Here is a 23,477-nt window from a genome sequence, read left to right on the forward strand (position 1 = left end):
TCGTTTTTGCTATTGGAGGAGAGAAAAATGGGTCAACTGATTGACGGCGTCTGGCATGACACCTGGTACGATACCAAATCCACCGGCGGTAAATTTCAACGTTCAGCTTCCGCATTTCGTAACTGGCTCACTGCCGATGGCACTCCTGGCCCCACTGGCATAGGCGGTTTTACCGCAGAGAAAGATCGTTATCATCTCTATGTTTCACTCGCCTGCCCGTGGGCGCACCGCACGCTGATCATGCGTAAACTCAAAGGACTGGAACCGTTTATTTCCGTTTCCGTAGTGAACCCGCTGATGCTGGAAAACGGCTGGACCTTTGATGACAGTTTTCCGGGAGCAACCGGAGATACGCTCTATCAACATGAATTTCTGTATCAGCTTTATCTCCACGCCGATCCACACTACAGCGGACGAGTTACTGTTCCCGTGCTGTGGGACAAAAAGAACCACACCATCGTCAGCAACGAATCAGCGGAAATCATCCGCATGTTCAATACCGCGTTTGATGCGCTGGGTGCGAAAGCTGGAGATTACTACCCACCAGCCCTGCAACCGAAAATTGACGAACTTAACGGCTGGATTTATGACACCGTTAACAACGGCGTGTATAAAGCCGGTTTTGCCACCAGCCAGCAAGCCTACGACGAGGCGGTAGTGAAAGTGTTTGAATCGCTGGCGCGACTGGAACAGATTTTAGGCCAGCATCGTTACCTGACCGGCAACCAGCTAACCGAAGCCGATATTCGCCTGTGGACCACGCTGGTGCGTTTTGATCCGGTGTATGTCACCCACTTCAAGTGTGATAAGCACCGCATCAGCGATTATCTGAACCTGTATGGTTTTCTGCGCGATATCTACCAGATGCCGGGGATTGCCGAAACCGTCAATTTCGATCACATCCGTAATCATTACTTCCGCAGTCATAAGACCATCAACCCTACGGGGATTATTTCAATTGGTCCGTGGCAGGATCTCGATGAACCGCATGGACGAGATGTTCGCTTCGGTTAAAAAAAGGCACCTTACGGGGTGCCTCTGATTATTAGCTAAGTGCATGTTGTGCATGTCGGATGCGGCGTGAACGCCTTATTCAACCCACAAAACTTTTTATATTCAATATGTTGCAAGGACAGCGTAAGCCAGATAAGCGTAGTGCATCTGGCAATTTTGCACTTGTCATCAGTTTTAGCGCGCCTTCAAAGCACCTTATTAATTCATTGAACGAATATTTACTGCCATTTCATTCACGTCTATTCTTAATTTGCTGCTTTAAAAACAAGTGATTGAGCAAAATTGAGGCAAAAATGGACTGGTATCTGAAAGTACTAAAAAATTATGTCGGTTTCCGGGGTCGTGCGCGGCGCAAAGAGTACTGGATGTTTATTCTGGTCAACATCATCTTTACGTTCGTGCTGGGGCTGCTGGATAAAATGTTAGGCTGGCAACGCGCTGGTGGCGAAGGCATCCTGACGACAATCTACGGTATTCTGGTGTTTTTACCGTGGTGGGCGGTTCAGTTCCGCCGCCTGCACGACACCGACCGCTCGGCGTGGTGGGCACTGCTATTCTTAATCCCGTTTATCGGCTGGCTTATTATCATCGTCTTTAACTGCCAGGCGGGTACGCCAGGCGAAAACCGCTTTGGACCAGATCCAAAACTGGAACCTTAAAACAAATCTGCTCGCCGGATGTCTGACTCATCCGGCTTTTATCATCATGTTGATGAATGAATAATTTACTAATGTTTATTTAAAATATTTCAATGTCGTTATATAAATTACCTATAAAAAATAACCATATATTTATCTTAAATATCAAAACCTTTATAACATCCGAAAAAGAAAGATACGAATAGCATTTACTCCATCCCCGGAATAGACTTTCGCAACTTTTAATTAAAGGGATGTTTTTATGCAGTGGTATTTAGCCGTATTAAAAAATTATGTTGGTTTCTCTGGTCGCGCACGTCGTAAAGAGTACTGGATGTTTACTCTGATTAACGCCATCGTCGGCGCTATTATCAATGTCATTCAATTGATTTTAGGTTTAGAGTTTCCATTCCTTTCTCTCATTTACCTGGCAGCAACAATCATTCCGGTCATTGCTCTGTGCGTTCGTCGTCTGCACGATACTGACCGTTCAGGTGCGTGGGCGCTTCTCTATCTGGTACCGGTCATTGGCTGGTTAGTTCTGTTTGTATTTGCCTGTTTAGAAGGTACTTCTGGCAGCAATCGTTACGGAAACGATCCGAAGTTTGGTTCAAATTAATATTAAAATTGGGGCGATATTTCGCCCCTTTTTATTAACAATAACAAATATTATTTTCCGCTAAAAAGTTTGGGAATTTCCCGCAGACACCAGGATTTCGCTTCCCCCATACTGTCACGACGCCAGGCCATAATAATATCGATCTCGCTGGTCGATTCTGGGCTGACGACACGCAACCGCCCTTCCGCAATATCTTTTTCGACCATCGGATACGGCATCGTCGCCACGCCAAGCCCCGCCAGTAATGCCTGACGTTTATCTTCAATCGTGCTCACCGTTAAGCGCGGCTGTTTGTCCAGCAGCTGTACGGTCAACACCGGGCGCTCACGAGCGGTATCCGCCACCGCAATTCCACGATATTTCACGCGCGTCACTTCAGATAACGGTTCCGGCTCCTGATGAATCGGGTGATCAGGCGCGGCAACGTAGACGTTCATTAAGGTATAGAGCTTGCGCGAGTTGATCTCCGACGAGGAACGAAAATGCATATCCGGCGCGATAACGATATCCGCCCGCCCCTGCTCCAGCCGTTCCCACGCCCCCGCCAGCACTTCGGTGATGATTGCCAGTTGGGTATTGGCTTTTGCCGCCAGTTTGTCGATTAACGGGAATAAGGCAGGTGTCGGTACCAGCGCCTCGGTCACAATGGTGAGATGCGTTTCCCAACCGCGCGCGAGAGCTTCCGCATCAGTAGTCAGTTTATCTGCGGCTTCCAGCAAAACGCGCCCTCGCTCCAGCAACATCCTCCCGACATTGGTGAATTTGGTGCGATGACCCGAGCGGTCAAACAGCACCACATCCAGCTCTTCTTCCAGTTTTTGCATGGTGTAGCTAAGTGCGGAAGGCACGCGTCCCAGCTCATCCGCCGCCGCCGCAAAACTGCCCCGGCGATCGATCGCATCCATAACCCGTAGTGCTTCCAGCGTTAATGCCCTTTCTTTGGCCATTTCGTTCTCATTCAGGAAATTTGAACATACCGGGCAGAATATCTGGCTAACAATGTAGCGTCCAGCCCCTTACCATAAAAGGAAGTAAAGAGAGGTCAAGAATTATGATTACTACCCGAACTGCCAGGCAGTGTGGACAAGCAGACTACGGATGGTTGCAGGCCCGGTATACTTTTTCCTTTGGACACTACTTCGACCCGAAATTGTTAGGCTATGCCTCCCTGCGCGTGCTTAACCAGGAAGTGCTGGCCCCAGGTGCCGCCTTTCAGCCGCGAACCTATCCCAAAGTCGATATTTTAAATGTGATTCTGGATGGAGAAGCAGAGTATCGCGACAGCGAAGGCAATCATGTTCAGGCCTGCGCTGGTGAGGTGTTGCTGCTCTCTACCCAGCCGGGTGTCAGCTATAGCGAACACAATCTCAGCAAAGACAAACCGTTAACGCGAATGCAGCTTTGGCTGGATGCCTGCCCGCAGCGAGAGAATCCGCTGATTCAAAAGCTGGCGCTTAATATGGACAAGCAGCAATTAATCGCCTCGCCAGAGGGTGCGATGGGAAGCCTGCAATTACGCCAACAAGTATGGCTGCACCATATCGTGCTCGACAAAGGCGAAAGTGCGAATTTCCAGTTGCATGGGCCACGCGCGTATTTGCAATCGATTCACGGGCAATTTCATGCGCTTACGCATCATGAAGAGAAAGCGGCGCTAACCTGCGGTGATGGGGCGTTTATTCGTGACGAGGCTAACATTACGCTGGTTGCCGATTCCCCACTGCGCGCTTTGCTGATAGATTTGCCTGTCTAGTTGTTTTTACAGGGAGATGATGATGAGTAAAAAATCGGCCAAAAAGCGTCAGCCAGTGAAGCCCGTGGTGGCGAAAGAACCTGCTCGCACCGCCAATAATTTTGGCTATGAAGAGATGTTGAGCGAGCTGGAAGCCATCGTCGCGGATGCTGAAACGCGTTTAGCCGAGGATGAAGCTACCGCGTAAAGACAGGTGCCGGATGCGGCGTAAACGCCTTATCCGGCACGATACCCAAAACCTGGCGTTTATCTGGCCTTGCTCGCCATAATCTCGATAATCTGCCGATCCGTTTGCTGCATCGAATGGCTTGCTAACGCACACAGGTTGGCAATCGACTGCTCAACATCATGCGCCACAATCCCTTCATTGCCGGTCACAGCGGTATCATCCAGCGCCATTAACACCGCTTTCCACGCAGCCGAAGCACTGGTCGAAACCTTCATCGCGCAGCTGTTCGACGCACCATCGCAAATCATGCCGCTGACATCGCCGATCATACTGCTGATCGCCATCGAGATGGTTTCATAACGCCCATCCACCAGCCATGCCATCCCGGCGGCGGCCCCCATTGCTGCGGTCGTTGCGGCACAAAGCGCAGACAAACGCGGTAACTGGTTATGGATGTAAATCGCGCTCAAATGCGAAAGCATCAGCGCACGCGCCAGCCGTTCATCATCGGCCCCGAAGTGTTCTGCTACCACCACCACAGGCATTGTTGCAGTGATCCCTTGGTTACCCGAGCCTGAATTACTCATCGCCGGAAGCGTAGCGCCGCCCATACGCGCATCGGATGCCGCGCTGGTACGAATCACAATGGATGAAGAGAGATCTTTCGCCAGCAAACCGCGCTCGCACTGTTTTTCCAGCGTCGCACCAATATGCAGCCCCCAGTTACCACTCAAACCTTCCTGCGATAACGCGCAATTTAACTTCGCAGAATCGAGAATAAAGCGGATCGCCGCAAACGGGACTTCATTGACGAACTTCAGGATCTCAGCCAGCGTCGTCCTGGAAAGCACCGTCAGCGGCGACTCTTGCTCGCCCTCTGTCACACACGCCTGCTGGGTAAACACCACGCCATTGTGCGTCTCAATATGCACAATGTTGGTATGCCCGCCGACGATGGTGACACACGCCCACTTCTCACCGTTCCAGACTTTGGCGCGTGAGAAGAGGATTTCATCGCAAGGTTCCTGGATCTTAACTGAGACTTTCCCCGCCGCCAGCAGTGCTTTGGCATCGGCAATTGCCTGCGCAGTTGCGTCTTTCAGCACTTCCAGCCCGGCGTTAGCATTTCCACCTAACGCCCCAAGCGCCGCCGCAATCGGCAGCCCCACCATTCCCGTGCCGGGAACGGTGACGCCCAGACCGTTCTTCATCAGATTTGGCGAAACCCAGGCTTCTACACGTTCAACCGGACCTTCCAGTTCTGCCGCAGCAACCGCCGCCGCCAGCGCCAGTGAAATCGGTTCAGTACACCCCAGCGCCGGTTTTACCTCCTCCTGAACGGCGAGGATGTAACGCTGCCATAACGGATTTAAAGTCGAATCAAACATATTAAAAACCTTAAAATTTCAGGTAAATCAAGAAAATGCCAGGAACGGAGAAACACAAAGCAACAAACCAGTGACGATAATCAGGTACAGAGACATCCCTTTGTATTTGTGCAATGCCGGTACTTTGTAAACCAGCCACGCCGGGATCAGGCACCCTACCATGCCGAAAATCGGGCTACAGATAGAGGTGAAGCTCAACACCGGGGCGTTCAGTACGATGGCGCTCCAGGCCAGCAAAATGGCGAAAATCATGATGCCGCGCTGAACGAGATTTTCGTTAATCTTCTCGGCAGGTATCTTGCGACGCAGGATGTTCATTACGATCCCTTGCGTTGCTTCGCGAAAGCCTAAATAGACGCCAAAAAACGCGGTCATTACTGCAAAGATATTGAGAATGACGCTGACCACTTTCACCCACGCTGCGCCGTCACCGCTAATAAACTGCGCCGCAATTGCCAGCGCGGAAATATTCTGCTCGTAGGCTTTTACCGCTTCGTCATGTCCCATCGCCAGCGTGAACGACACGGCGTAGAAAAAGACGGTGACAAACAAAATGCCAAACGCGATATTCATGGCCCGCAATGCTTTATGCCGCGCCACTTCAATCGATTTTTCCCGCGAGCGATAAGAGATCACCATCGGGCTTAACGTCTGGATAAACAGAATCGACGTCAGGGTAAACGGCAGCGTAATAATGGCGTTTTTCACCAGCAGCCCCAGCGGCGGTAGCGAACCGACGTTATACAGATGCCACATTCCCACCATCGACACGCCCAGCGCCGCGACCACCAGCAGCTTGGTCAGCACCATCCCCGTCGAAATTTTGAATAACAATTTCTCGCCGCGTGAGGAGATCGCCACCAGAATGCAAATCAGTACCAGACCATAAAAGGGACTGTCTGACAGCAACTCTTCCGTCACGCCGAAGGTATGCAGGTAGGAAGCACTATCGTTGGTGATGGCGGTGGAATAGACGAACATCCAAATCACCAGCATTACGAAATAGAGTGCACCTAACAGGATGCCCCAGTTTTTACCTAAATAGCCGCTAATGACGCTCGGGTAATCTTTACATTCTGGTGATTCTGCCAGCGTATTAATAAACAACCGCTGAAACAGATACATTGCCGGGTAACCAATCACCGATGAGAGCAAAAATACCCACAATCCCATCAAACCGACCTGCACCGGGAGAAAAACAATCCCCGCGCCAATCGCCATCCCGATACTCATAATCACCCAGCCGGTGTCAGTACTGTCGAATTTGATCGCTTCTCGCCACTCGCTCTCACTCATTCCAGCACGACCCGCCGGGGTCGAAGCGTCTGCAATGACGCCTTTATTCGATGCAATTTCCATAATTTCTCGCTCAATATTTTGTAGGGCTTATTATTTTTTTCCGAGCCGCATCAAGGCGATATGCGGTCTACGTTTTTGCAGGCGAGTTATTAGAATAAAGAAATGATACGCGCGAGGTCAGAGAAAATCTTCACAATCAAGACTTTGAAATAACGGAGATGGATAAGAATTTTCTACTAAATTAATCGCAAGAGAATATTCATTCTCTATTTGCGGCAGATCACAAAAAAAAGGTGCACATTTGTGCACCCAAGGATGAAAGCTGACAGCAATGTCAGCCGCAGACCACTTTAATGGCCAGTCCTCCGCGTGATGTTTCGCGGTATTTATCGTTCATATCTTTGCCGGTTTCATACATCGTCTCGATCACTTTATCGAGTGAAACACGCGGTGCCGAGGTGCGGCGCATCGCCATCCGCGCGGCGTTTACTGCTTTCACGGCATTAATGGCATTACGTTCAATGCACGGGATTTGTACCTGTCCGGCAACCGGATCGCAGGTCAGCCCAAGGTTATGTTCCATCGCGATTTCCGCCGCATTGCATACCTGCGCCGGACTGCCGCCCAGTAGTTCAGTTAACCCTGCCGCCGCCATTGAACAGGCCACGCCAATCTCCCCCTGACAGCCGACTTCCGCGCCAGAGATGGAGGCGTTCATTTTATACAGCGCGCCAATAGCCCCCGCGGCCAGAAAATAGCGGGCAATTGACCGCTCGTTTACCGGACGACGGAACTTATCGTAATAAGCCAGCACTGCCGGAATAATGCCGCACGCACCGTTAGTCGGTGCCGTTACCACGCGCCCACCAGCTGCGTTTTCTTCACTAACCGCCAGCGCGTACATATTGATCCAGTCGATGACATTCATCGGATCGTTAGAGATGTTATCGCTGGAAACCAGCTGACGACGCAGCGCTACGGCACGACGCGGCACATTGAGCGGACCAGGCAGCACGCCTTCAGTGTTCATCCCGCGTTCAATACCGTCATGCATCACTTGCCAGATACGGGCAAACCCTGCGTCAATTTCCGCTTTGCTGCGCAGCGCCAGCTCGTTGTGCATCATCAGACCAGATATAGACAGGCCGTTGTAATCACACATTTTCAGCAGTTCACCTGCTGAGTGGAAATCGTAAGGTACGGACGTTTCGACATCGTGCGACTGGCCGAAGTGTTCTTCTTCGACAATAAACCCGCCGCCGACAGAGTAATAGGTTTTACTTAATAGCGCTTCCTGTCCCTTCCAGGCAGTGATCCGCATTCCGTTCTCATGGCGAGGCAACATTTCGGGATGGAAGATAATGTTCTTTGCTACAGGAAAATCAACAATATGCGCACCAGATGCCACTGGCAGCCGCCCGCTGCGCGTTACTAACTCTATAAATGCAGGGATCTCATCAATGACAACATCCTGCGGACTGTTTCCTGCCAGTCCCATGATAATGGCGACATCCGTGGCATGGCCTTTGCCCGTCAGTGACAACGACCCGTACAGATCGACCACAATATGGCTCGTCGCGGTTAATAAGCCGCTACTTTCCAGCCGATCAATAAAACTTTTTCCGGCATTCATTGGCCCCACGGTATGCGAACTGGAGGGACCAATCCCAATTTTGAAAATATCGAATGCACTAATCATATCCACACCCTCGGATTGCCGTTCAGTGAAGTGGAGCGGAACGACCTTGCGACCGTCCCGCTCACGAGGCTTTACGCACTACGTACTGCGATGGCTTCAATTTCCAGCTTCACATCTTTCGGCAAACGCGCGACCTGTACACAGCTCCGGGTCGGGTAGGTCGCCTGATGCTCATCGAAGAACTGCTTATAGACTTCATTGATGGTGGCAAAATCATTCAGATCGGTGATGAACACGGTCATCTTGATGATATCGCCCACGCTCAGCCCGGCAGCAACCACGATCGCTTTGACGTTTTCGAGGCTTAAACGCGCCTGATCTTGCACATCAGCCGGGATTTCACCGGTCTGTGGGCAAACCGGAATTTGCCCGGAGGTGAAGACCATGCTGCCTAAATCAACGCCCTGAACATAAGGGCCGATTGCGCCTGGGGCACGTTGCGTTTCGATAATCTTTTTCATACATCCTCCGGCGTCAGAGCGCCTGGGTAAAAGTACGTGAAATAACATCCTGTTGCTGTTCACGGGTCAGTGCGTTGAAGCGCACGGCGTAGCCAGAGACACGGATTGTCAGGTTAGGATATTTTTCCGGGTGCTCGATGGCATCCAGCAGCATTTCCCGATTCATTACGTTGACGTTGAGGTGTTGACCGCCTTCGACATCCGCTTCGTGGTGGAAATACCCATCCAGCAGGCCGACAAGGTTGGTTTTACGTACTGGATCTTCTTTGCCCAGCGCCGCAGGCACGATCGAGAAGGTGTACGAGATCCCGTCTTTGGCGTAGGTGAACGGCAGTTTCGCCACCGACGTCAACGAGGCCACGGCACCTTTGCGGTCACGACCGTGCATCGGGTTAGCGCCCGGTGCGAACGGTGTACCCGCGCGACGACCGTCTGGCGTGTTACCGGTTTTCTGGCCGTACACCACGTTAGAAGTGATAGTCAGAATCGACTGGGTGGGGACGGCGTTGCGATAGGTTGGCAGCGCTTTAATTTTCTTCATAAAGCGTTCAACCAGGTCGCAGGCAATACTGTCTACGCGCTCGTCGTTGTTGCCGTACTGCGGATATTCACCGTCGATTTCGAAATCCACCGCCAGGCCGTTTTCGTCACGGATTGGTTTCACGCGGGCATATTTGATGGCAGACAGGGAGTCCGTTGCCACCGACAGGCCCGCGATGCCGCACGCCATGGTGCGATAGACATCACGATCATGTAGCGCCATCAGCGAGGCTTCATAGCTGTACTTGTCGTGCATGTAGTGGATGATATTCAGCGCGCTGATGTACTGCACCGCCAGCCAGTCCATGAAATGATCGAGGCTGTCCATCACTTTGTCGTAGTCCAGCACGTCGTCCATCAACGGTGCTGTTTTCGGCCCGACCTGAATCTTCAGCTTCTCATCCACCCCGCCGTTAATTGCGTACAGCAGTGTTTTCGCCAGGTTAGCGCGCGCACCAAAGAACTGCATCTGCTTACCAATCACCATTGGGCTGACGCAGCAGGCAATCGCGTAATCGTCGCTGTTGAAGTCAGTACGCATCAGATCGTCGTTTTCATACTGCAAGGAAGAGGTGACGATCGACACCTGCGCGGCATATTTTTTGAAGGCAATCGGTAATTCTTCCGACCAAAGAATGGTCAGGTTAGGTTCCGGTGCAGGCCCCATAGTGTGCAGGGTGTGCAAATAGCGGAAGGAGTTTTTGGTCACCAGCGTACGACCGTCCAGCCCCATCCCGCCGATCACTTCCGTCGCCCAGATTGGGTCGCCGGAGAACAGCGAATCAAATTCCGGCGTACGCAGGAAGCGCACCATACGGATCTTCATAATGAAGTGGTCGATCAGTTCCTGTGCCTGCTGCTCATTGAGTACGCCAGCTTTAAAGTCGCGCTCAATGTAGATATCGAGGAACGATGCCGTGCGACCCAGCGACATCGCGCCGCCGTTCTGTGATTTCACTGCCGCCAGGTAAGCGAAGTAGAGCCACTGCACCGCTTCCTGCGCATTCTGCGCCGGGCGAGAGATATCAAAGCCATATTTCGCCGCCATTTCCTGAATCTGCAAAAGCGCATGACGATGCTCTGCCAGCTCCTCACGCAGACGGATGGTGGCTTCGAGATCTTCGCCTTTTTCCAGACGGGACTGGAGATCGGCAAATTGCAGTTCGCGTTCACGCACCAGATAACTGATGCCATACAGCGCCACGCGGCGGTAGTCACCGATAATGCGCCCACGGCCATAACCATCTGGCAAACCAGTCAGTACACCCGATTTACGGCAGCGCAGCATATCTGGTGAGTAAACATCAAATACGCCCTGATTATGGGTTTTACGCAGATCGGTAAACAGATATTCAAATTCACTGTCCATTTCACGGCCATAGGCGTGGAATGAACTTTTAATCATATTAATGCCACCGAACGGATGCAGCGCACGCTTTAATGGCGCATCCGTTTGCAGGCCCACTATTTTTTCCAGCGGCTGGTTAATATATCCCGCATCATGAGCGGTAATGGTGGTAGCAATATTAGTATCGAAATCAACCGGCGCGTGGGTTGCGTTTTCGATACGAATGCCTTCCATCACTTTTTCCCACAATTCCGTGGTGGCTGGCGTCGCTTCGGCGAGAAAAGATTCATCACCTTCATACGGTGTATAGTTATGTTGAATAAAATCGCGGACATTAATTTCGTTTTTCCAGTCCGTACCTTTAAAGCCAAGCCATGCGTCGGCGTACAGCTTATCGCTGGTATCAATATCTACCTTCATGAAAAATAATCTCTCTACAATACTTCAACTAAATTATGCAAATTCTGCGGGCGCGTTCACTTTGCCTAAATGAATGGCATCCAAAGCAATCATTTTTTCTTCGTTGGTTGGGATAACGGCGCAAATGACACGGGCATTTTCACTGGAAACAATTCGCTCTCCACAGGAGTTAGAGCGATTATTCATTTCTGTATCAATCTCTACGCCTAATACAGCCAAATGTTCCATGACCAGACGACGAATTAAACTTGAATTTTCTCCTATTCCGCCGGTGAATATAATTCCATCCAGGCGACGTAATGAGGCTGCGTGTCCGGCAATATGACGGGCAATTCGGTGAACAAAGGTTTTAATTGCCAGTTGCGCGCGTTCGTGACCTTCATGCCAGGCTTTTTCCAGAACACGTAAATCCGAAGAAAGACCGGAAATACCTAATAATCCCGACTCTTTATTCACTACGCGTTCCAGGTCACCCAGGCTCTGGTTGGTTTGGCTGGCGACCCAGGACATCGCACCAAAGTCGACATCACCACTGCGGGTACCCATCATCAAGCCTTCCAGCGGCGTCATTCCCATTGAAGTGTCAACACTCTGACCGTTGCGAACTGCGCAGATTGACGCGCCATTGCCAAGATGCGCCACAACCAGGCCGGAGTCATCTTCCGCCAGATTCAGCAAAGAATGTGCGCGCTGGGAAACATAGCGGTGCGACGTGCCGTGGAAACCATAACGGCGTACACCTAACTCTTCATAATATTTCCACGGCAGGCCGTATAAATAAGCTTCCGGAGCCATCGTCTGGTGGAAACTGGTATCAAATACCGCCACCTGAGTTACGCCAGGAAATAATTGCTGCGCCGATTCAATACCACTTAAATTGGCGTAATTATGCAGGGGTGCCAGTGGAGAAACGCGACGGATATTATCAATGACTTCATCGGTAATAATGGCGGACTCGGTAAAAATACTGCCGCCGTGAGCGATGCGGTGGCCAATTAAGGCCACGCTGTCATTTAAATTCCGTTTTTCCAGTTCAAATGCAATTGCCTTCAATGCACCTTCGTAGCTGTGGTGAGCCAGCGGTGCTGGCTCTCCCCCATTTACGGATAAGAATGCATTTTCCGAGTTAATACCGTCGGCAATACCTGACATTAATACTTCACAGTCGCTGGCATCGAGCACGGAAAACTTAATCGAAGATGAACCACAGTTAATAACCAAAACAACCGGAAATTCATTCATCTCTTTTCTCATCCTGAGTTACGGATTAAAACAGTTTGTATACGATGTTCAGGATGGTCAGCAGACCAATCACGGTAACAAACACGTTATCCAGACGACCACGGTATTTCGCCAGAGACGGCGCTTTACGAATGGCATACATCGGCAACAGGCACAGCAGTGATGCGATAATCGGTGCGCCCATGGCTTCAATCAGGTCGAGGATGTTCGGGTTGGCGTAGGCAACAACCCAGGTGGAGCCCATGATGAAGATCATGCTGAGAGTATTCAGTTTACCCAGCGACACTTTGGTTTTGTCACCTTTATAACCGAACTTCAGAATCAGGCCATTCAAGCCTTCCAGCGTCCCCAGATAGTGACCGAAGAAAGATTTGAAGATAGCCACGAGTGCGATGATGGAAGCCGCATATTCCAGTGTAATCGCGAACGTTGTTTTGGTACCGGTCATGGACGCAAAGTGGTTAGCCAGATAAGAAAGCACTGGAATATTCTGCGCTTTGGCTTCCGCCATGTTGGCCGGAGACAGCGTAAACAGGCAGCTAAAGGCAAAGAACATCACCACTGCAACCATCAGAATGCTGGCACGAGAAATGATTTGGGAGCATTTACGTTCGGTGAAGTCGCGCCCGAAGTCTTTCTCATACTCTTCACGTTTAGAAACCACGAAGGAAGAGACGATTGGCGAGAAGTTAAAGGAGAAAACCATGATGGAAATCCCCAGCCAGACAGTGATCAGGATACCGTCATGACCGGTTAACGACAGCGAACCGAGGTCAACCTGGTCGATAACTGCAGAGTTCCAGTAAGGGATCAGCGACAGAGAAATCAGCACCAGGCTGGCGATAAACGGCCATACCAGGTAGCTCATCACTTTAACCATCAGATCCTTACCAAACCAGATGACGAAAGCCATCAGCAGCAACAGGAACAGCGCCACAAAGCCGCGATTCAGCGGTGCAAAGCCGAGCTGGTTTTCCCAGAACGTCATAAAGGTATTGGTAATAGTAACGCCATAAATCCACAGCAGTGGGCAAATCGCGAAGAAGTACAGGAACGTGATAACCACGCCGCCAGTTTTACCAAAATGCTCTTCCACCGTTTCCGTAATGTTGCCGGAAGGGTTAGAGCCAGAAAGACACAGACGCGCCAGCGCCCGGTGGCAATAAAACGCGATGGGGTATGCCAATACCAACATCAGAAGAATCGGGATCAGTCCGCCAAAACCTGCGCGGATAGGGAAGAACAGCACCCCGGCGCCGATTGCCGTACCAAACAAGCCTAACGTCCATGTGGTATCTGATTTACGCCAGGACGATTGTTTTGTCTGGCTGGATACAATGCTATCTGAAGTACTCATATCCTATCCTCAACGAATTAATTAAGCGTCAACGAAACCGGTGATTTGAGAGACGCGAGAAAGATCGATATTGCCGCCGGAAATAATACTGACGGTTTTTCTGTTTTGAATATATTGGTCTAATTTACCGCTTAATAATGCAGCACATGCCAGAGCGCCTGCGCCTTCGGTGACGACTTTATTGCGCTGAATTAAGGCAATCATACTGTTTCTGATTTCGTCTTCGCTGACCAGCACGATGTCATCGACTAATTCACGAACGATTTCGTAAGTTAAATTACCCGGGCGGGAGACATCACAACCATCCGCCAGGGTGCCGGTAGTTCGGTGCGTGGTTATTTCTCCGGAGTGGAAAGAAGCCGCCATGCCGTGAACGTTTTCTGACTGTACGCCAATAACACGAATGGTCGGGTTAATAGATTTTATTGCCACCGCAATACCAGCAATTAAACCGCCACCACCAATTGGCACAATCACATTATCGACATCATAGAGATCTTCCATAATTTCCAGACCAATCGTTCCCTGGCCAGCAATCACTTTCGGATCATCATAAGGTGGGATAAAAATACGGCCTTCCATTTCGACAATTTCGCTCACTTTAGCGATAGTGTCGTTGAAGTTATCACCATGCAGAACGACTTCTGCAGAGTAGTCGCACGTTGCCGCTACTTTGGATTTCGGCGCGCCTTTTGGCATCACCACTTTACCGTCGATACCCAGCATCGCGCAGGAGAGCGAAACCCCTTGCGCATGGTTGCCCGCAGAGCAGGCCACTACACCTTTACGTTTTTCCGCATCGGTCAGTGAACTTAATTTATTAAATGCGCCACGAATTTTAAATGAACCGGTACGCTGCATGTTTTCGAATTTGAGGAATATTTCACCTTTGCAACGTTCACTAAAATAGTTGGAGCGAGGCATGCCTGTTTTATAAATTCGCCCAGCCAGTCGTTGTTTAGCTTCAATGATGTCATCAATAGCAACCGGGAGATCGTATGTAATATGCATTATAAAACCTCTTAGCCTGAATTAAATATGTAGGTAACCGTAACCGACACCTGCAAAACAGACAGGTGGATTATTTATGTTTAAATAAAAACAAATAACTAACCAACTTCAATTAATTGCCTTCGTCTACACCCATTATAAGATGAATACTCTTTGGCTAATTCCACCAAAACCGATGCTGCTTTTTTAATACGATAATTTTTCGACCATACCGCGGCATATTGTGCCACAGGTAATGTTTCTTCAACCGGAATAGTAATAAATTGATTTGAACCAAAAGGTGATGTCATATCACAAGGAATTACAGTTAAGAAATCAGCATTGAGAACAAGATTATAAATTGTCACGACTGAGTCGGTTTTAACGATGTTTTCAATACTGATGCCATTTCTTTGTAACGTAGTAAGTAGCTCGCTGTAGTACCCCATATTGGTTTGTGGCAACACCCACTGTTCGTTCTTCAACGACTCCAGCGTGGTGGTGCCGGTGCATGTTCGGGACTTACTGGCTACCAGCACAAACTCGGACTCGAACAGCGGCTCAACATGTAAATCCTGAAGCTTCATTTCTGCACTTAACGTACCAATCGCAAAATCCAGTCGACCGTCGCGGATTGCCGGTAAGAACGAAGACAGTTGCGCTTCATACATAGAAACCTGCGCTTTCGGGAACACCTCTTTGAACTTGTTGATCATCCCGGACATAAAAGTAAAACCAATCAATGAAGGAAAACCAAATGAGACTTCCACCACCGCCTCAGAAGACATACCGCTTATCTCATTAACCATATTTTTCATTTCACGGGTAATGGATTCGGAACGGGAGAGTAACAATTGACCGGCAGGTGTTAATGTTACACCGGTATTTTTCCGCACCACTAATTCCACGCCAAAATAATCTTCAATATCGTTAATGATTTTACTGACGGCCGGTTGAGTTAACCCTAATTCTTTTGCAGCCGAGCCGATAGAGCCACTTCTAATGACTTCCTGAAAGACTACCAGGTGCTGCGTTTTCGGAAGAAGAATAGTGCTCATAACGACCTACGTTAATTACCTCATTGACGGCATGAAGTGTATCAAAATGAAATGAACAGGATATGTGCGACCACTCACAAATTAACTTTCAATACTTTCCATGGCATCGTTATTCCAATTAAATATCTTTATATATCAATAAGTTAAAGTATAAAAATCAGCATAAACCCTGATTTTTGTCAAAAAAAATGACGGGGATAACCATATTTTATGGCGATAACATCATTCGTTATGTGGTTAATACAAAAAAGGGGCTGAGACCATATTTCAAGCAATTACCGGATAATTACCAGGCAAATTTTGAGTTAAATTTAATGAGCAAGTTCTCAAATTTTATTATAAATAAATCATTTTCAGTGATAAATAATGCGGCACGTCACATTTTTTCACGCTATTTGTTGGAGAACAAACATTTATTTTATCAATTTTTTAAAATTTCGAATACAGGTATTGATCATCTCGAACAATTGATTAACGTCAACTTTTTCTCTTCTGACAGGACGTCATTTTGTGAATGCAATCGTTTTCCATAAATTCTTCTCCCCTCATAGGTGACGAATAGCATTTTGTGTTGAGGATCACAAAACGAATAATTGCTGGTCGCCGCGATAAGGTCTGCCAAAGACAACAAGGGGAATTTTCACAGAGCTTTTGATCGGCGTAGGCCACAGAATGTTGCTTCGTTTACTGTAATGCCGGGTAAATGAGCGTTTTTTGATAGTGCGAAAGAACCCTGCGAGGAAAATAAGCATCTATTATTGTTTGTCATGATGACAAGGCAGGCATCAATGAAAGGCTTCCCAATTGCACATATTTTTCACCCTTCAATCCCGCCAATGCACGCAGTGGTTAACAATCACAATAGAAATATTGATTATTGGACGGTAAAAAGAAAGTTTGCAGAAATTGTCTCCACCAATGACGTTAATAAAATATACAGTATAAGTAATGAACTGCGGAGAGTATTATCTGCAATTACTGCATTGAATTTCTATCAAGGCGATGTTCCTTCTGTCATGATCCGAATCCAACCGGAAAATATGAGTCCATTCATCATAGATATTTCTACAGGAGAACATGACGATTATATCATACAAACATTAGATGTAGGCACTTTTGCACCTTTTGGCGAACAATGTACTTGCTCAGCCGTCAATAAAAAAGAGCTGGAGTGTATTAAGGAGACGATTTCTAAGTATTGTGCAAAATTCACCCGAAAAGAAGCCATCTTACCCCCCCCTACGTACTTTAATAAAACCTCCATTCCTTCAGATTGTTGGCAAATTCTCTTTTTTCACCCGATCATTTTAATAATGATTTTTATTGATTATTTATAAAGGATAAAATAATGTCCCCTGTTTCATCAATTGGTAATGATATTAGTAGTGATTTAGTCCGTCGAAAAATGAATGATCTTCCTGAAAGCCCCATAGTTAATAACCTCGAAGCACTAGCACCAGGTATAGAAAAACTAAAACAGACCTCTATTGAAATGGTCACTTTACTTAACGCGCTACAACCAGGTGGGAAATGCATTATCACTGGTGATTTTCAAAAAGAATTAGCGTACTTACAAAATGTAATTCTTTATAATGATTCGTCTCTTCGTATGGATTTTTTTGGTTATAACGCCCGAATTATTCAACGATCAGACAATACCTGTGAACTTACCATTAATGAACCGTTAAAAAACCAGGAAATATCCACAGGCAATATCAATGTTAATTGCCCATTGAAAGACATTTACAATGAAATCAGGAGGTTGAACGTAATCTTTAGTTGTGGGACTGGAGGTATAGTTGATCTATCCTCTCTGGACTTACGGAATGTCGATTTAGAACTTTATGATTTTACAGATAAACATATGGCCAATACAATTTTAAATCCTTTTAAATTGGATGACACAGATTTTACTAATGCCAACATGTTTCAGGTAAATTTCGTTAGTTCAACACAAAACGCCACAATCTCCTGGGATTATTTACTAAAAATAACGCCTGTTATAACAAGCATTAGCGATATGTATTCTGAAGAAAAAATTAAGCTTGTCGAAAGTTGTTTAAATGCGCTTGGAGATATTACCGAAGAACAATTAAAAATTATGAGACTTGCAATTATAGAATCTATACCAAGAGCAACTCTAACAGATGAATTAGAAAATGAATTAACAAAAGAAATATATAAAAGCTCATCGAAAATTAACAATTACTTGAACAGAATTAAATTACCAGAGATGAAAGCATTCTCATTAGAAAAAATAGATTATTACATCGATATAATCATTAAAGATTATGAAAGCGTCAAAGAAAATGCTTATCTAATCGTTCCAAAAATTAATTACAATACAGATTTAAACATAGAGGACTCTAGCTCAGAGGAATTCCTTCCAGATAATACACTCGAGAATGACGAAAATTCTCCAGACAATTGCTTTGAAGTCGTAAAATATAATACATATGAAGCTTATAACTCAGAGAAGCAATATTATACCAGAGAGGACTATACGTATGATTACGACCTTTTAAATGCAATATAGACTTAATAACTTCTTACAAAGTCTATTATTAATACCGCAGATATTTATTCATCTTACACTATGCTCCAAAAAGCAAAAACCCGCCGAAGCGGGTTTTTACGTAAAACAGGTGAAACTGACCGATAAGCCGGGTTCTGTCGTGGACAGTCATTCATCTAGGCCAGCAATCGCTCACTGGCTCAAGCAGCCTACCCGGGTTCAGTACGGGCCGTACCTTATGAACCCCTATTTGGCCTTGCTCCGGGTGGAGTTTACCGTGCCACGGACTGTTACCAGCCGCGCGGTGCGCTCTTACCGCACCCTTTCACCCTTACCTGATCCCGCTTGCGCGGGCCATCGGCGGTTTGCTCTCTGTTGCACTGGTCGTGGGTTTCCCCCCCAGGCGTTACCTGGCACCCTGCCCTATGGAGCCCGGACTTTCCTCCCCTCCGCCCGTCTCCCCCGAAGAGGACGACGACGAAGCGGCGACTGTCTGGTCAGCTTCGGCGCGCAGTATAGAGGGTTTGCGCGCCCTTGTCACCCCGCGTTGCGCATTCCAATCGCCAGTGTCGCGGCGATATTACGTGAAGCACGGCAGATATTGTCATAAGCCCCGCGGAATGCTTCGTCCAACGTACCAATGCTGGTCAATACGCTGAAGACCGCATCAATGCCATGCTGATGTACAACGCCAACATCATTGGTCAGGCTACCCGCAATGCCAATCACCGGTTTATGGTACTTTTTTGCCACGTTTGCGACGCCAATCGGAACCTTGCCGTGAATACTCTGGCTGTCAATACGCCCTTCACCGGTGATCACCAGCGTACAATCGTGAATATGTTCCTCCAGATTCAGCGCCGTAGTGACTATTTCAATACCACTTTTCAGTTCTGCACCAAGAAACGCCATCAGCGCCGCGCCCATACCACCCGCAGCTCCTGCGCCGGGGACATCTTTCACATCAACATGCAGCGCTTTTTTAATGACATCGGCATAGTGAGAGAGGTTATTGTCCAGCTCGACAATCATCGCTTCACTGGCTCCCTTTTGTGGGCCAAAGATGCGCGATGCGCCGTTATCGCCCACCAGCGGATTGGTGACATCACAAGCGACACGAATGGCGCAATCTTTTAAGCGCGGATCGAGGCCGGAAATATCAATATAATTCAGAGTATTAAGGCTACCGCCGCCAAAACCAATTTCATTGCCGTTGGCGTCGCATAATTTCGCCCCCAGCGCCTGTACCATGCCTGCGCCGCCATCATTTGTAGCGCTGCCGCCAATGCCGATAATAATGTTTGTTGCACCGCTCTCCAGCGCCTGCAGGATTAACTCGCCTGTGCCGCGTGAAGTGGTCACGAGTGGATCGCGTTTTTCCGCAGGTACCAGCTCCAGCCCACTGGCCGCCGCCATTTCAATAAACGCGGTTTTGCCATCGCCGGAGATCCCCCAACTGGCATTCACTTTCTCGCCCAGCGGCCCTGTAACCCAGGCGTGACGTTCGGAACCCTGGGTGGCTGCAATCATCGCTTCCACCGTTCCTTCGCCACCGTCGGCAACCGGAACAGAAACGTACTGTGCATCAGGAAAAATTTCCCGAAATCCTTTTTCTATCGCCTGCGCAACCTCGCTGGCAGATAAACTTTCTTTATAAGAGTCTGGGGCGATTACGATTTTCATACCTATGCCTGTTACCACATGACGCCGGAGGGCGTTTCTCTTATTCGGCCTGGATTCCAGGCCCGGATTGCAATACGCCATCCGGGCACGACGTCATTAACGAGTAACTTCGACTTTCGCCAGTTTTTCGTAGTAGCACGCCAGAGCGCTATGATCCGCCGTTCCTAAACCATCTGCTCGCAGTGCCTGCATCATCTCCATAACCGCAGCTGTGAGCGGCAGTTGCGCGCCGACGCCGTGGGAAGTATCCAGTGCATTCGCCAGATCCTTAATATGCAGATCAATACGGAAGCCCGGCTTGAAGTTGCGGTCCATCACCATCGGCGCTTTGGCATCCAGCACGGTACTGCCCGCCAGTCCACCGCGAATTGCCTGATACACCAAATCCGGGTTAACGCCCGCTTTGGTTGCCAGCGTTAACGCTTCTGACATCGCGGCAATATTCAGCGCCACAATGACCTGATTCGCCAGTTTGGTAACGTTACCTGCACCAATTTCCCCGGTATGCACCACGGAACCCGCCATTGCTTTCATCAAATCATAGTATTTGTCGAAAATAGCCTTGTCGCCGCCCACCATCACTGACAGCGTACCGTCGATAGCTTTCGGTTCACCGCCGCTCACCGGAGCATCCAGCATATCAATGCCTTTCGCTTTCAGCGCTTCGCTGATTTCACGGCTTGCCAGCGGTGCGATAGAACTCATATCGATCAATACCGTACCAGGCTTCGCGCCTTCAATAATGCCATTCTCACCCAGCGCGACCTCTTTCACATGAGGGGAGTTTGGCAGCATGGTTATGATGACGTCGCACTGTTCAGCGATCGCTTTAGCCGTAGAGGCTGTTTCTGCTCCTGCAGCAATCACGTCAGCAATAGCTTCTGGGTTACGGTCAGCAACCACCAGCGAGTAACCTGCTTTCAGAAGGTTTTTACTCATTGGTTTACCCATAATCCCCAGGCCAATAAAACCAACTTTCATAGTCATATCAATCATCTCTCTTGTTGCGGTGGTGGTTATTTTTTAAAGGTATCAGCCAGTTTCTGAGTGGCAGAGCGGAAGACGCCGAGATCGCTGCCGACAGCCACAAACGTCGCCCCCCATTCCAGATAACGACGCGCATCGGCTTCGACCGGTGCGAGGATACCGCTGGGTTTGCCGTGCGCACTGGCACGGTTAAAAATATGCTGAATTGCTTTTTGTACATCCGGGTGCGAGGCATTGCCGAGATGGCCTAATGCCGCAGCCAGATCGCTGGGGCCGACGAAGATACCGTCTACGCCTTCGGTAGCGGCAATGGCATCGACGTTATCTACGCCCTGCTGACTTTCTATCTGGACCAGAATAGTGATGTTCTTGTTCGACTGAGCGAAATAATCCGCCACGGTGCCAAACATATTGGCGCGGTGAGAAACGGAGACGCCGCGAATGCCTTCCGGTGGGTAACGAGTTGATGCCACCGCCTGCTCTGCTTCCTCTTTTGTTTCTACAAAAGGAATCAGGAAGTTATAGAAACCGATATCCAGAAGACGCTTAATAATTACCGGCTCGTTGGTCGGCACTCGCACTACTGGCGCGCTGGCGCTGCCTTTCAGGGCCATTAACTGCGGAATAAACGTGGAGATATCGTTTGGCGCATGTTCGCCATCCAGCACCAGCCAGTCAAACCCAGCCAAACCAAGAACTTCAGTGCTAATCGGGTTAGAGAGTGCTGACCAGCAACCAATTTGTACCTGTTTCGCAGCCAGTGCGGCTTTGAATTTATTCGGGAAAACATCGTTATTCATCGCTTATACCTTTGCTTATTTCTGCAATTCCATACGTTTAATGTCGCCAACTACGAAGAGGTAGCAGACCATCGCCATCAGCGCTGAACATCCCACGAAAACCAGTGCTGCATTGAAGGAGTGCAGTTCACTTACCAGATAGCCAATCACCAGTGGAGTGACAATGGAGGCAACATTGCCAAAGACGTTAAAGACGCCGCCGCAGAGGCCAACAATCTCTTTCGGCGCGGTGTCAGAAATTACCGGCCAGCCCAGCGCACCAAATCCTTTGCCAAAGAAAGCCAGCGCCATCAGCATGACCACCAGCGTGGTGTTGTTGGTGTAGTTACATAAGATGATGGTGGAAGCCAGCAACATTCCCAGCACAATCGGTAGCTTACGTGCCAGGGTCAGGGACAAACCGCGTTTGATCAGATAATCCGAGAAGACACCTCCCAGCACGCCGCCCGCAAAGCCACACAGTGCCGGAATCGAGGCGACCAGACCCACTTTCAGAATCGACATGCCTTTTTCCTGCACCAGATAAATTGGGAACCAGGTGAGGAAGAACCAGGTGATGGTGTTGATAAAATATTGTCCGAAAAATACGCCCAGCATCATGCGGTTAGAGAGCAATTGCTTGATGTAATGCAGTTTGGGACCGCTTGCTGCCACACTGCCCGGCTTTTTGTGGTCCATATCGACCACCGCGCCATTTTCTGAGATAAACTTCAGCTCTTCCGCAGACATACGTGGGTGATCTGTCGGGTTATGAATCAACTTGATCCACAGCGCCGTCAGCACAAAACCAATTACCCCCATAACGGTAAAGACGTGCTCCCAGCCCCAGGCGAAAGTCAGCCAGCCAAGCAGCGGCGAAAAGAGCGCCAGCGAGAAATATTGCGCCGAGTTAAAGATGGCGGAGGCAGTACCACGTTCTTTCGTTGGGAACCAGGCGGCGACAATACGGGCGTTCGCCGGGAATGATGGCGCCTCCGAGAACCCCAGCATAAAGCGCATAAAGAACATGGAGATCCCTGCCCAGGCCAGCGGGAACATATCAACAAAGCCTTGCAGGAAGGTGAATAGCGACCAGAAAAAGAGGCTGTAGGTGTAAACTTTTTTCGAACCAAACTTATCAAGCAGCCAGCCGCCGGGGATTTGCATCAGCAAGTAGGCCCAGCCAAAAGCAGAGAAGATGTAACCCATCGAAACCGCACTTAACTGCAACTCTTTTGCCACTTCGGTACCAGCAATAGACAGCGTTGCACGATCGGCGTAGTTAACGGCGGTAACAATAAAAATAATCAGTAATATTAAATAGCGGGTATGCACGCCTTTCTTTTTTACGTCAACGGTGTCCAGAATCATTTTATTTACCTCGGGTACTTATGCTGATTTTTATTATTATGGGGAAGGTGTTATTTATGAGTTTTATTTATGCCGTTACGACAATGAACTCGGGAATTAGTATAAGCAGCGGGAGAATAATAATCATTGTGCAAATGCTAATTTAAT

21 protein-coding genes, 1 other RNA gene and 1 pseudogene are annotated in these 23,477 nt (G+C 48.7%); 8 read left to right on the top strand and 15 right to left on the bottom strand.

The window, feature by feature from the left end:
* Positions 1-27: 27 nt before the first annotated feature.
* From yqjG to ACJHXB_RS02670, 3 genes are all read left to right on the top strand, one after another.
* The gene (gene yqjG, locus ACJHXB_RS02660) at positions 28-1,014 is read left to right on the top strand and encodes a glutathionyl-hydroquinone reductase YqjG (RefSeq protein WP_000531217.1); all 987 of its coding nucleotides are present in this window, start codon (positions 28-30) and stop codon (positions 1,012-1,014) included.
* Between the two features lie 293 nt (positions 1,015-1,307).
* Positions 1,308-1,673, top strand: a complete 366-nt coding sequence (locus ACJHXB_RS02665; protein WP_000384145.1) for a DUF805 domain-containing protein — start codon at positions 1,308-1,310, stop codon at positions 1,671-1,673.
* 241 nt (positions 1,674-1,914) lie between these two features.
* Positions 1,915-2,271 carry a DUF805 domain-containing protein gene (locus ACJHXB_RS02670; RefSeq protein WP_001198784.1) on the top strand — a complete coding sequence of 119 codons (357 nt, stop codon included), beginning with the start codon at positions 1,915-1,917 and terminating at the stop codon, positions 2,269-2,271.
* 50 nt (positions 2,272-2,321) lie between these two features.
* Here the strand turns inward: ACJHXB_RS02670 and yhaJ are convergent, their stop codons facing one another.
* Positions 2,322-3,218 (bottom strand): DNA-binding transcriptional regulator YhaJ, encoded by an 897-nt coding sequence (gene yhaJ, locus ACJHXB_RS02675; protein ID WP_001041019.1) that lies wholly within the window; start codon positions 3,216-3,218, stop codon positions 2,322-2,324.
* A gap of 104 nt (positions 3,219-3,322) precedes the next feature.
* On the opposite strand from yhaJ, the gene ACJHXB_RS02680 reads away from it, so the two are divergent.
* Both ACJHXB_RS02680 and yhaL read left to right on the top strand, forming a co-directional pair.
* Complete coding sequence (locus ACJHXB_RS02680; protein WP_000633566.1) at positions 3,323-4,024, top strand: pirin family protein; 702 nt, start codon at positions 3,323-3,325, stop codon at positions 4,022-4,024.
* A gap of 22 nt (positions 4,025-4,046) precedes the next feature.
* Positions 4,047-4,211, top strand: coding sequence for a protein YhaL (gene yhaL / locus ACJHXB_RS02685; protein ID WP_001306007.1), 165 nt, complete (start codon positions 4,047-4,049; stop codon positions 4,209-4,211).
* Between the two features lie 59 nt (positions 4,212-4,270).
* Here the strand turns inward: yhaL and cyuA are convergent, their stop codons facing one another.
* The 9 genes from cyuA to tdcA all read right to left on the bottom strand — a co-directional run bounded on the left by cyuA (position 4,271) and on the right by tdcA (position 15,995).
* Complete coding sequence (cyuA, locus tag ACJHXB_RS02690; RefSeq protein ID WP_000460505.1) at positions 4,271-5,581, bottom strand: cysteine desulfidase; 1,311 nt, start codon at positions 5,579-5,581, stop codon at positions 4,271-4,273.
* 27 nt (positions 5,582-5,608) lie between these two features.
* Positions 5,609-6,940, bottom strand: a complete 1,332-nt coding sequence (locus ACJHXB_RS02695) for an amino acid permease (protein WP_000401574.1) — start codon at positions 6,938-6,940, stop codon at positions 5,609-5,611.
* A gap of 274 nt (positions 6,941-7,214) precedes the next feature.
* A complete protein-coding gene (tdcG, locus tag ACJHXB_RS02700) occupies positions 7,215-8,579 on the bottom strand; it encodes an L-serine ammonia-lyase (protein WP_000622121.1) in 1,365 nt (454 codons plus the stop codon).
* A gap of 71 nt (positions 8,580-8,650) precedes the next feature.
* Positions 8,651-9,040 carry an enamine/imine deaminase gene (locus tag ACJHXB_RS02705; protein ID WP_000719990.1) on the bottom strand — a complete coding sequence of 130 codons (390 nt, stop codon included), beginning with the start codon at positions 9,038-9,040 and terminating at the stop codon, positions 8,651-8,653.
* 13 nt (positions 9,041-9,053) lie between these two features.
* Entirely contained in the window at positions 9,054-11,348 is a 2,295-nt protein-coding gene (tdcE, locus tag ACJHXB_RS02710; RefSeq protein ID WP_000861734.1) for a 2-ketobutyrate formate-lyase/pyruvate formate-lyase, read from the bottom strand.
* A 33-nt stretch (positions 11,349-11,381) separates the two neighbouring features.
* The gene (tdcD, locus tag ACJHXB_RS02715; protein ID WP_001297162.1) at positions 11,382-12,590 is read right to left on the bottom strand and encodes a propionate kinase; all 1,209 of its coding nucleotides are present in this window, start codon (positions 12,588-12,590) and stop codon (positions 11,382-11,384) included.
* A gap of 25 nt (positions 12,591-12,615) precedes the next feature.
* A complete protein-coding gene (tdcC, locus tag ACJHXB_RS02720; RefSeq protein WP_000107718.1) occupies positions 12,616-13,947 on the bottom strand; it encodes a threonine/serine transporter TdcC in 1,332 nt (443 codons plus the stop codon).
* A gap of 21 nt (positions 13,948-13,968) precedes the next feature.
* A complete protein-coding gene (gene tdcB, locus ACJHXB_RS02725; RefSeq protein ID WP_000548347.1) occupies positions 13,969-14,958 on the bottom strand; it encodes a bifunctional threonine ammonia-lyase/L-serine ammonia-lyase TdcB in 990 nt (329 codons plus the stop codon).
* Between the two features lie 98 nt (positions 14,959-15,056).
* The gene (gene tdcA, locus ACJHXB_RS02730; protein ID WP_000104211.1) at positions 15,057-15,995 is read right to left on the bottom strand and encodes a transcriptional regulator TdcA; all 939 of its coding nucleotides are present in this window, start codon (positions 15,993-15,995) and stop codon (positions 15,057-15,059) included.
* Between the two features lie 314 nt (positions 15,996-16,309).
* On the opposite strand from tdcA, the gene tdcR reads away from it, so the two are divergent.
* The 3 genes and pseudogenes from tdcR to ACJHXB_RS02745 all read left to right on the top strand — a co-directional run bounded on the left by tdcR (position 16,310) and on the right by ACJHXB_RS02745 (position 18,531).
* Positions 16,310-16,528 (top strand): transcriptional activator TdcR, encoded by a 219-nt coding sequence (gene tdcR / locus ACJHXB_RS02735; protein WP_171850256.1) that lies wholly within the window; start codon positions 16,310-16,312, stop codon positions 16,526-16,528.
* Between the two features lie 255 nt (positions 16,529-16,783).
* A pseudogene (gene yhaB, locus ACJHXB_RS02740) lies at positions 16,784-17,322 on the top strand (protein YhaB).
* A gap of 21 nt (positions 17,323-17,343) precedes the next feature.
* A complete protein-coding gene (locus tag ACJHXB_RS02745) occupies positions 17,344-18,531 on the top strand; it encodes a YhaC family protein (RefSeq protein ID WP_000075597.1) in 1,188 nt (395 codons plus the stop codon).
* Between the two features lie 107 nt (positions 18,532-18,638).
* On the opposite strand, the gene rnpB is transcribed toward ACJHXB_RS02745, so the two are convergent.
* The 5 genes from rnpB to garP all read right to left on the bottom strand — a co-directional run bounded on the left by rnpB (position 18,639) and on the right by garP (position 23,330).
* Positions 18,639-19,015: RNase P RNA component class A (gene rnpB, locus ACJHXB_RS02750), an RNA gene on the bottom strand.
* A 32-nt stretch (positions 19,016-19,047) separates the two neighbouring features.
* Positions 19,048-20,193, bottom strand: a complete 1,146-nt coding sequence (garK, locus tag ACJHXB_RS02755; protein ID WP_410233460.1) for a glycerate 2-kinase — start codon at positions 20,191-20,193, stop codon at positions 19,048-19,050.
* A gap of 96 nt (positions 20,194-20,289) precedes the next feature.
* Positions 20,290-21,180, bottom strand: coding sequence for a 2-hydroxy-3-oxopropionate reductase (gene garR / locus ACJHXB_RS02760; protein ID WP_001303675.1), 891 nt, complete (start codon positions 21,178-21,180; stop codon positions 20,290-20,292).
* A 29-nt stretch (positions 21,181-21,209) separates the two neighbouring features.
* On the bottom strand, positions 21,210-21,980 hold the full coding sequence (garL, locus tag ACJHXB_RS02765) for a 2-dehydro-3-deoxyglucarate aldolase (RefSeq protein WP_001058227.1): 771 nt from the start codon (positions 21,978-21,980) through the stop codon (positions 21,210-21,212).
* A 15-nt stretch (positions 21,981-21,995) separates the two neighbouring features.
* On the bottom strand, positions 21,996-23,330 hold the full coding sequence (gene garP, locus ACJHXB_RS02770) for a galactarate/glucarate/glycerate transporter GarP (protein ID WP_000599654.1): 1,335 nt from the start codon (positions 23,328-23,330) through the stop codon (positions 21,996-21,998).
* Positions 23,331-23,477 lie beyond the last annotated feature (147 nt).

It is taken from the genome of Escherichia sp. WS3227_2 (assembly GCF_046486495.1).
Classification (GTDB): domain Bacteria; phylum Pseudomonadota; class Gammaproteobacteria; order Enterobacterales; family Enterobacteriaceae; genus Escherichia; species Escherichia coli.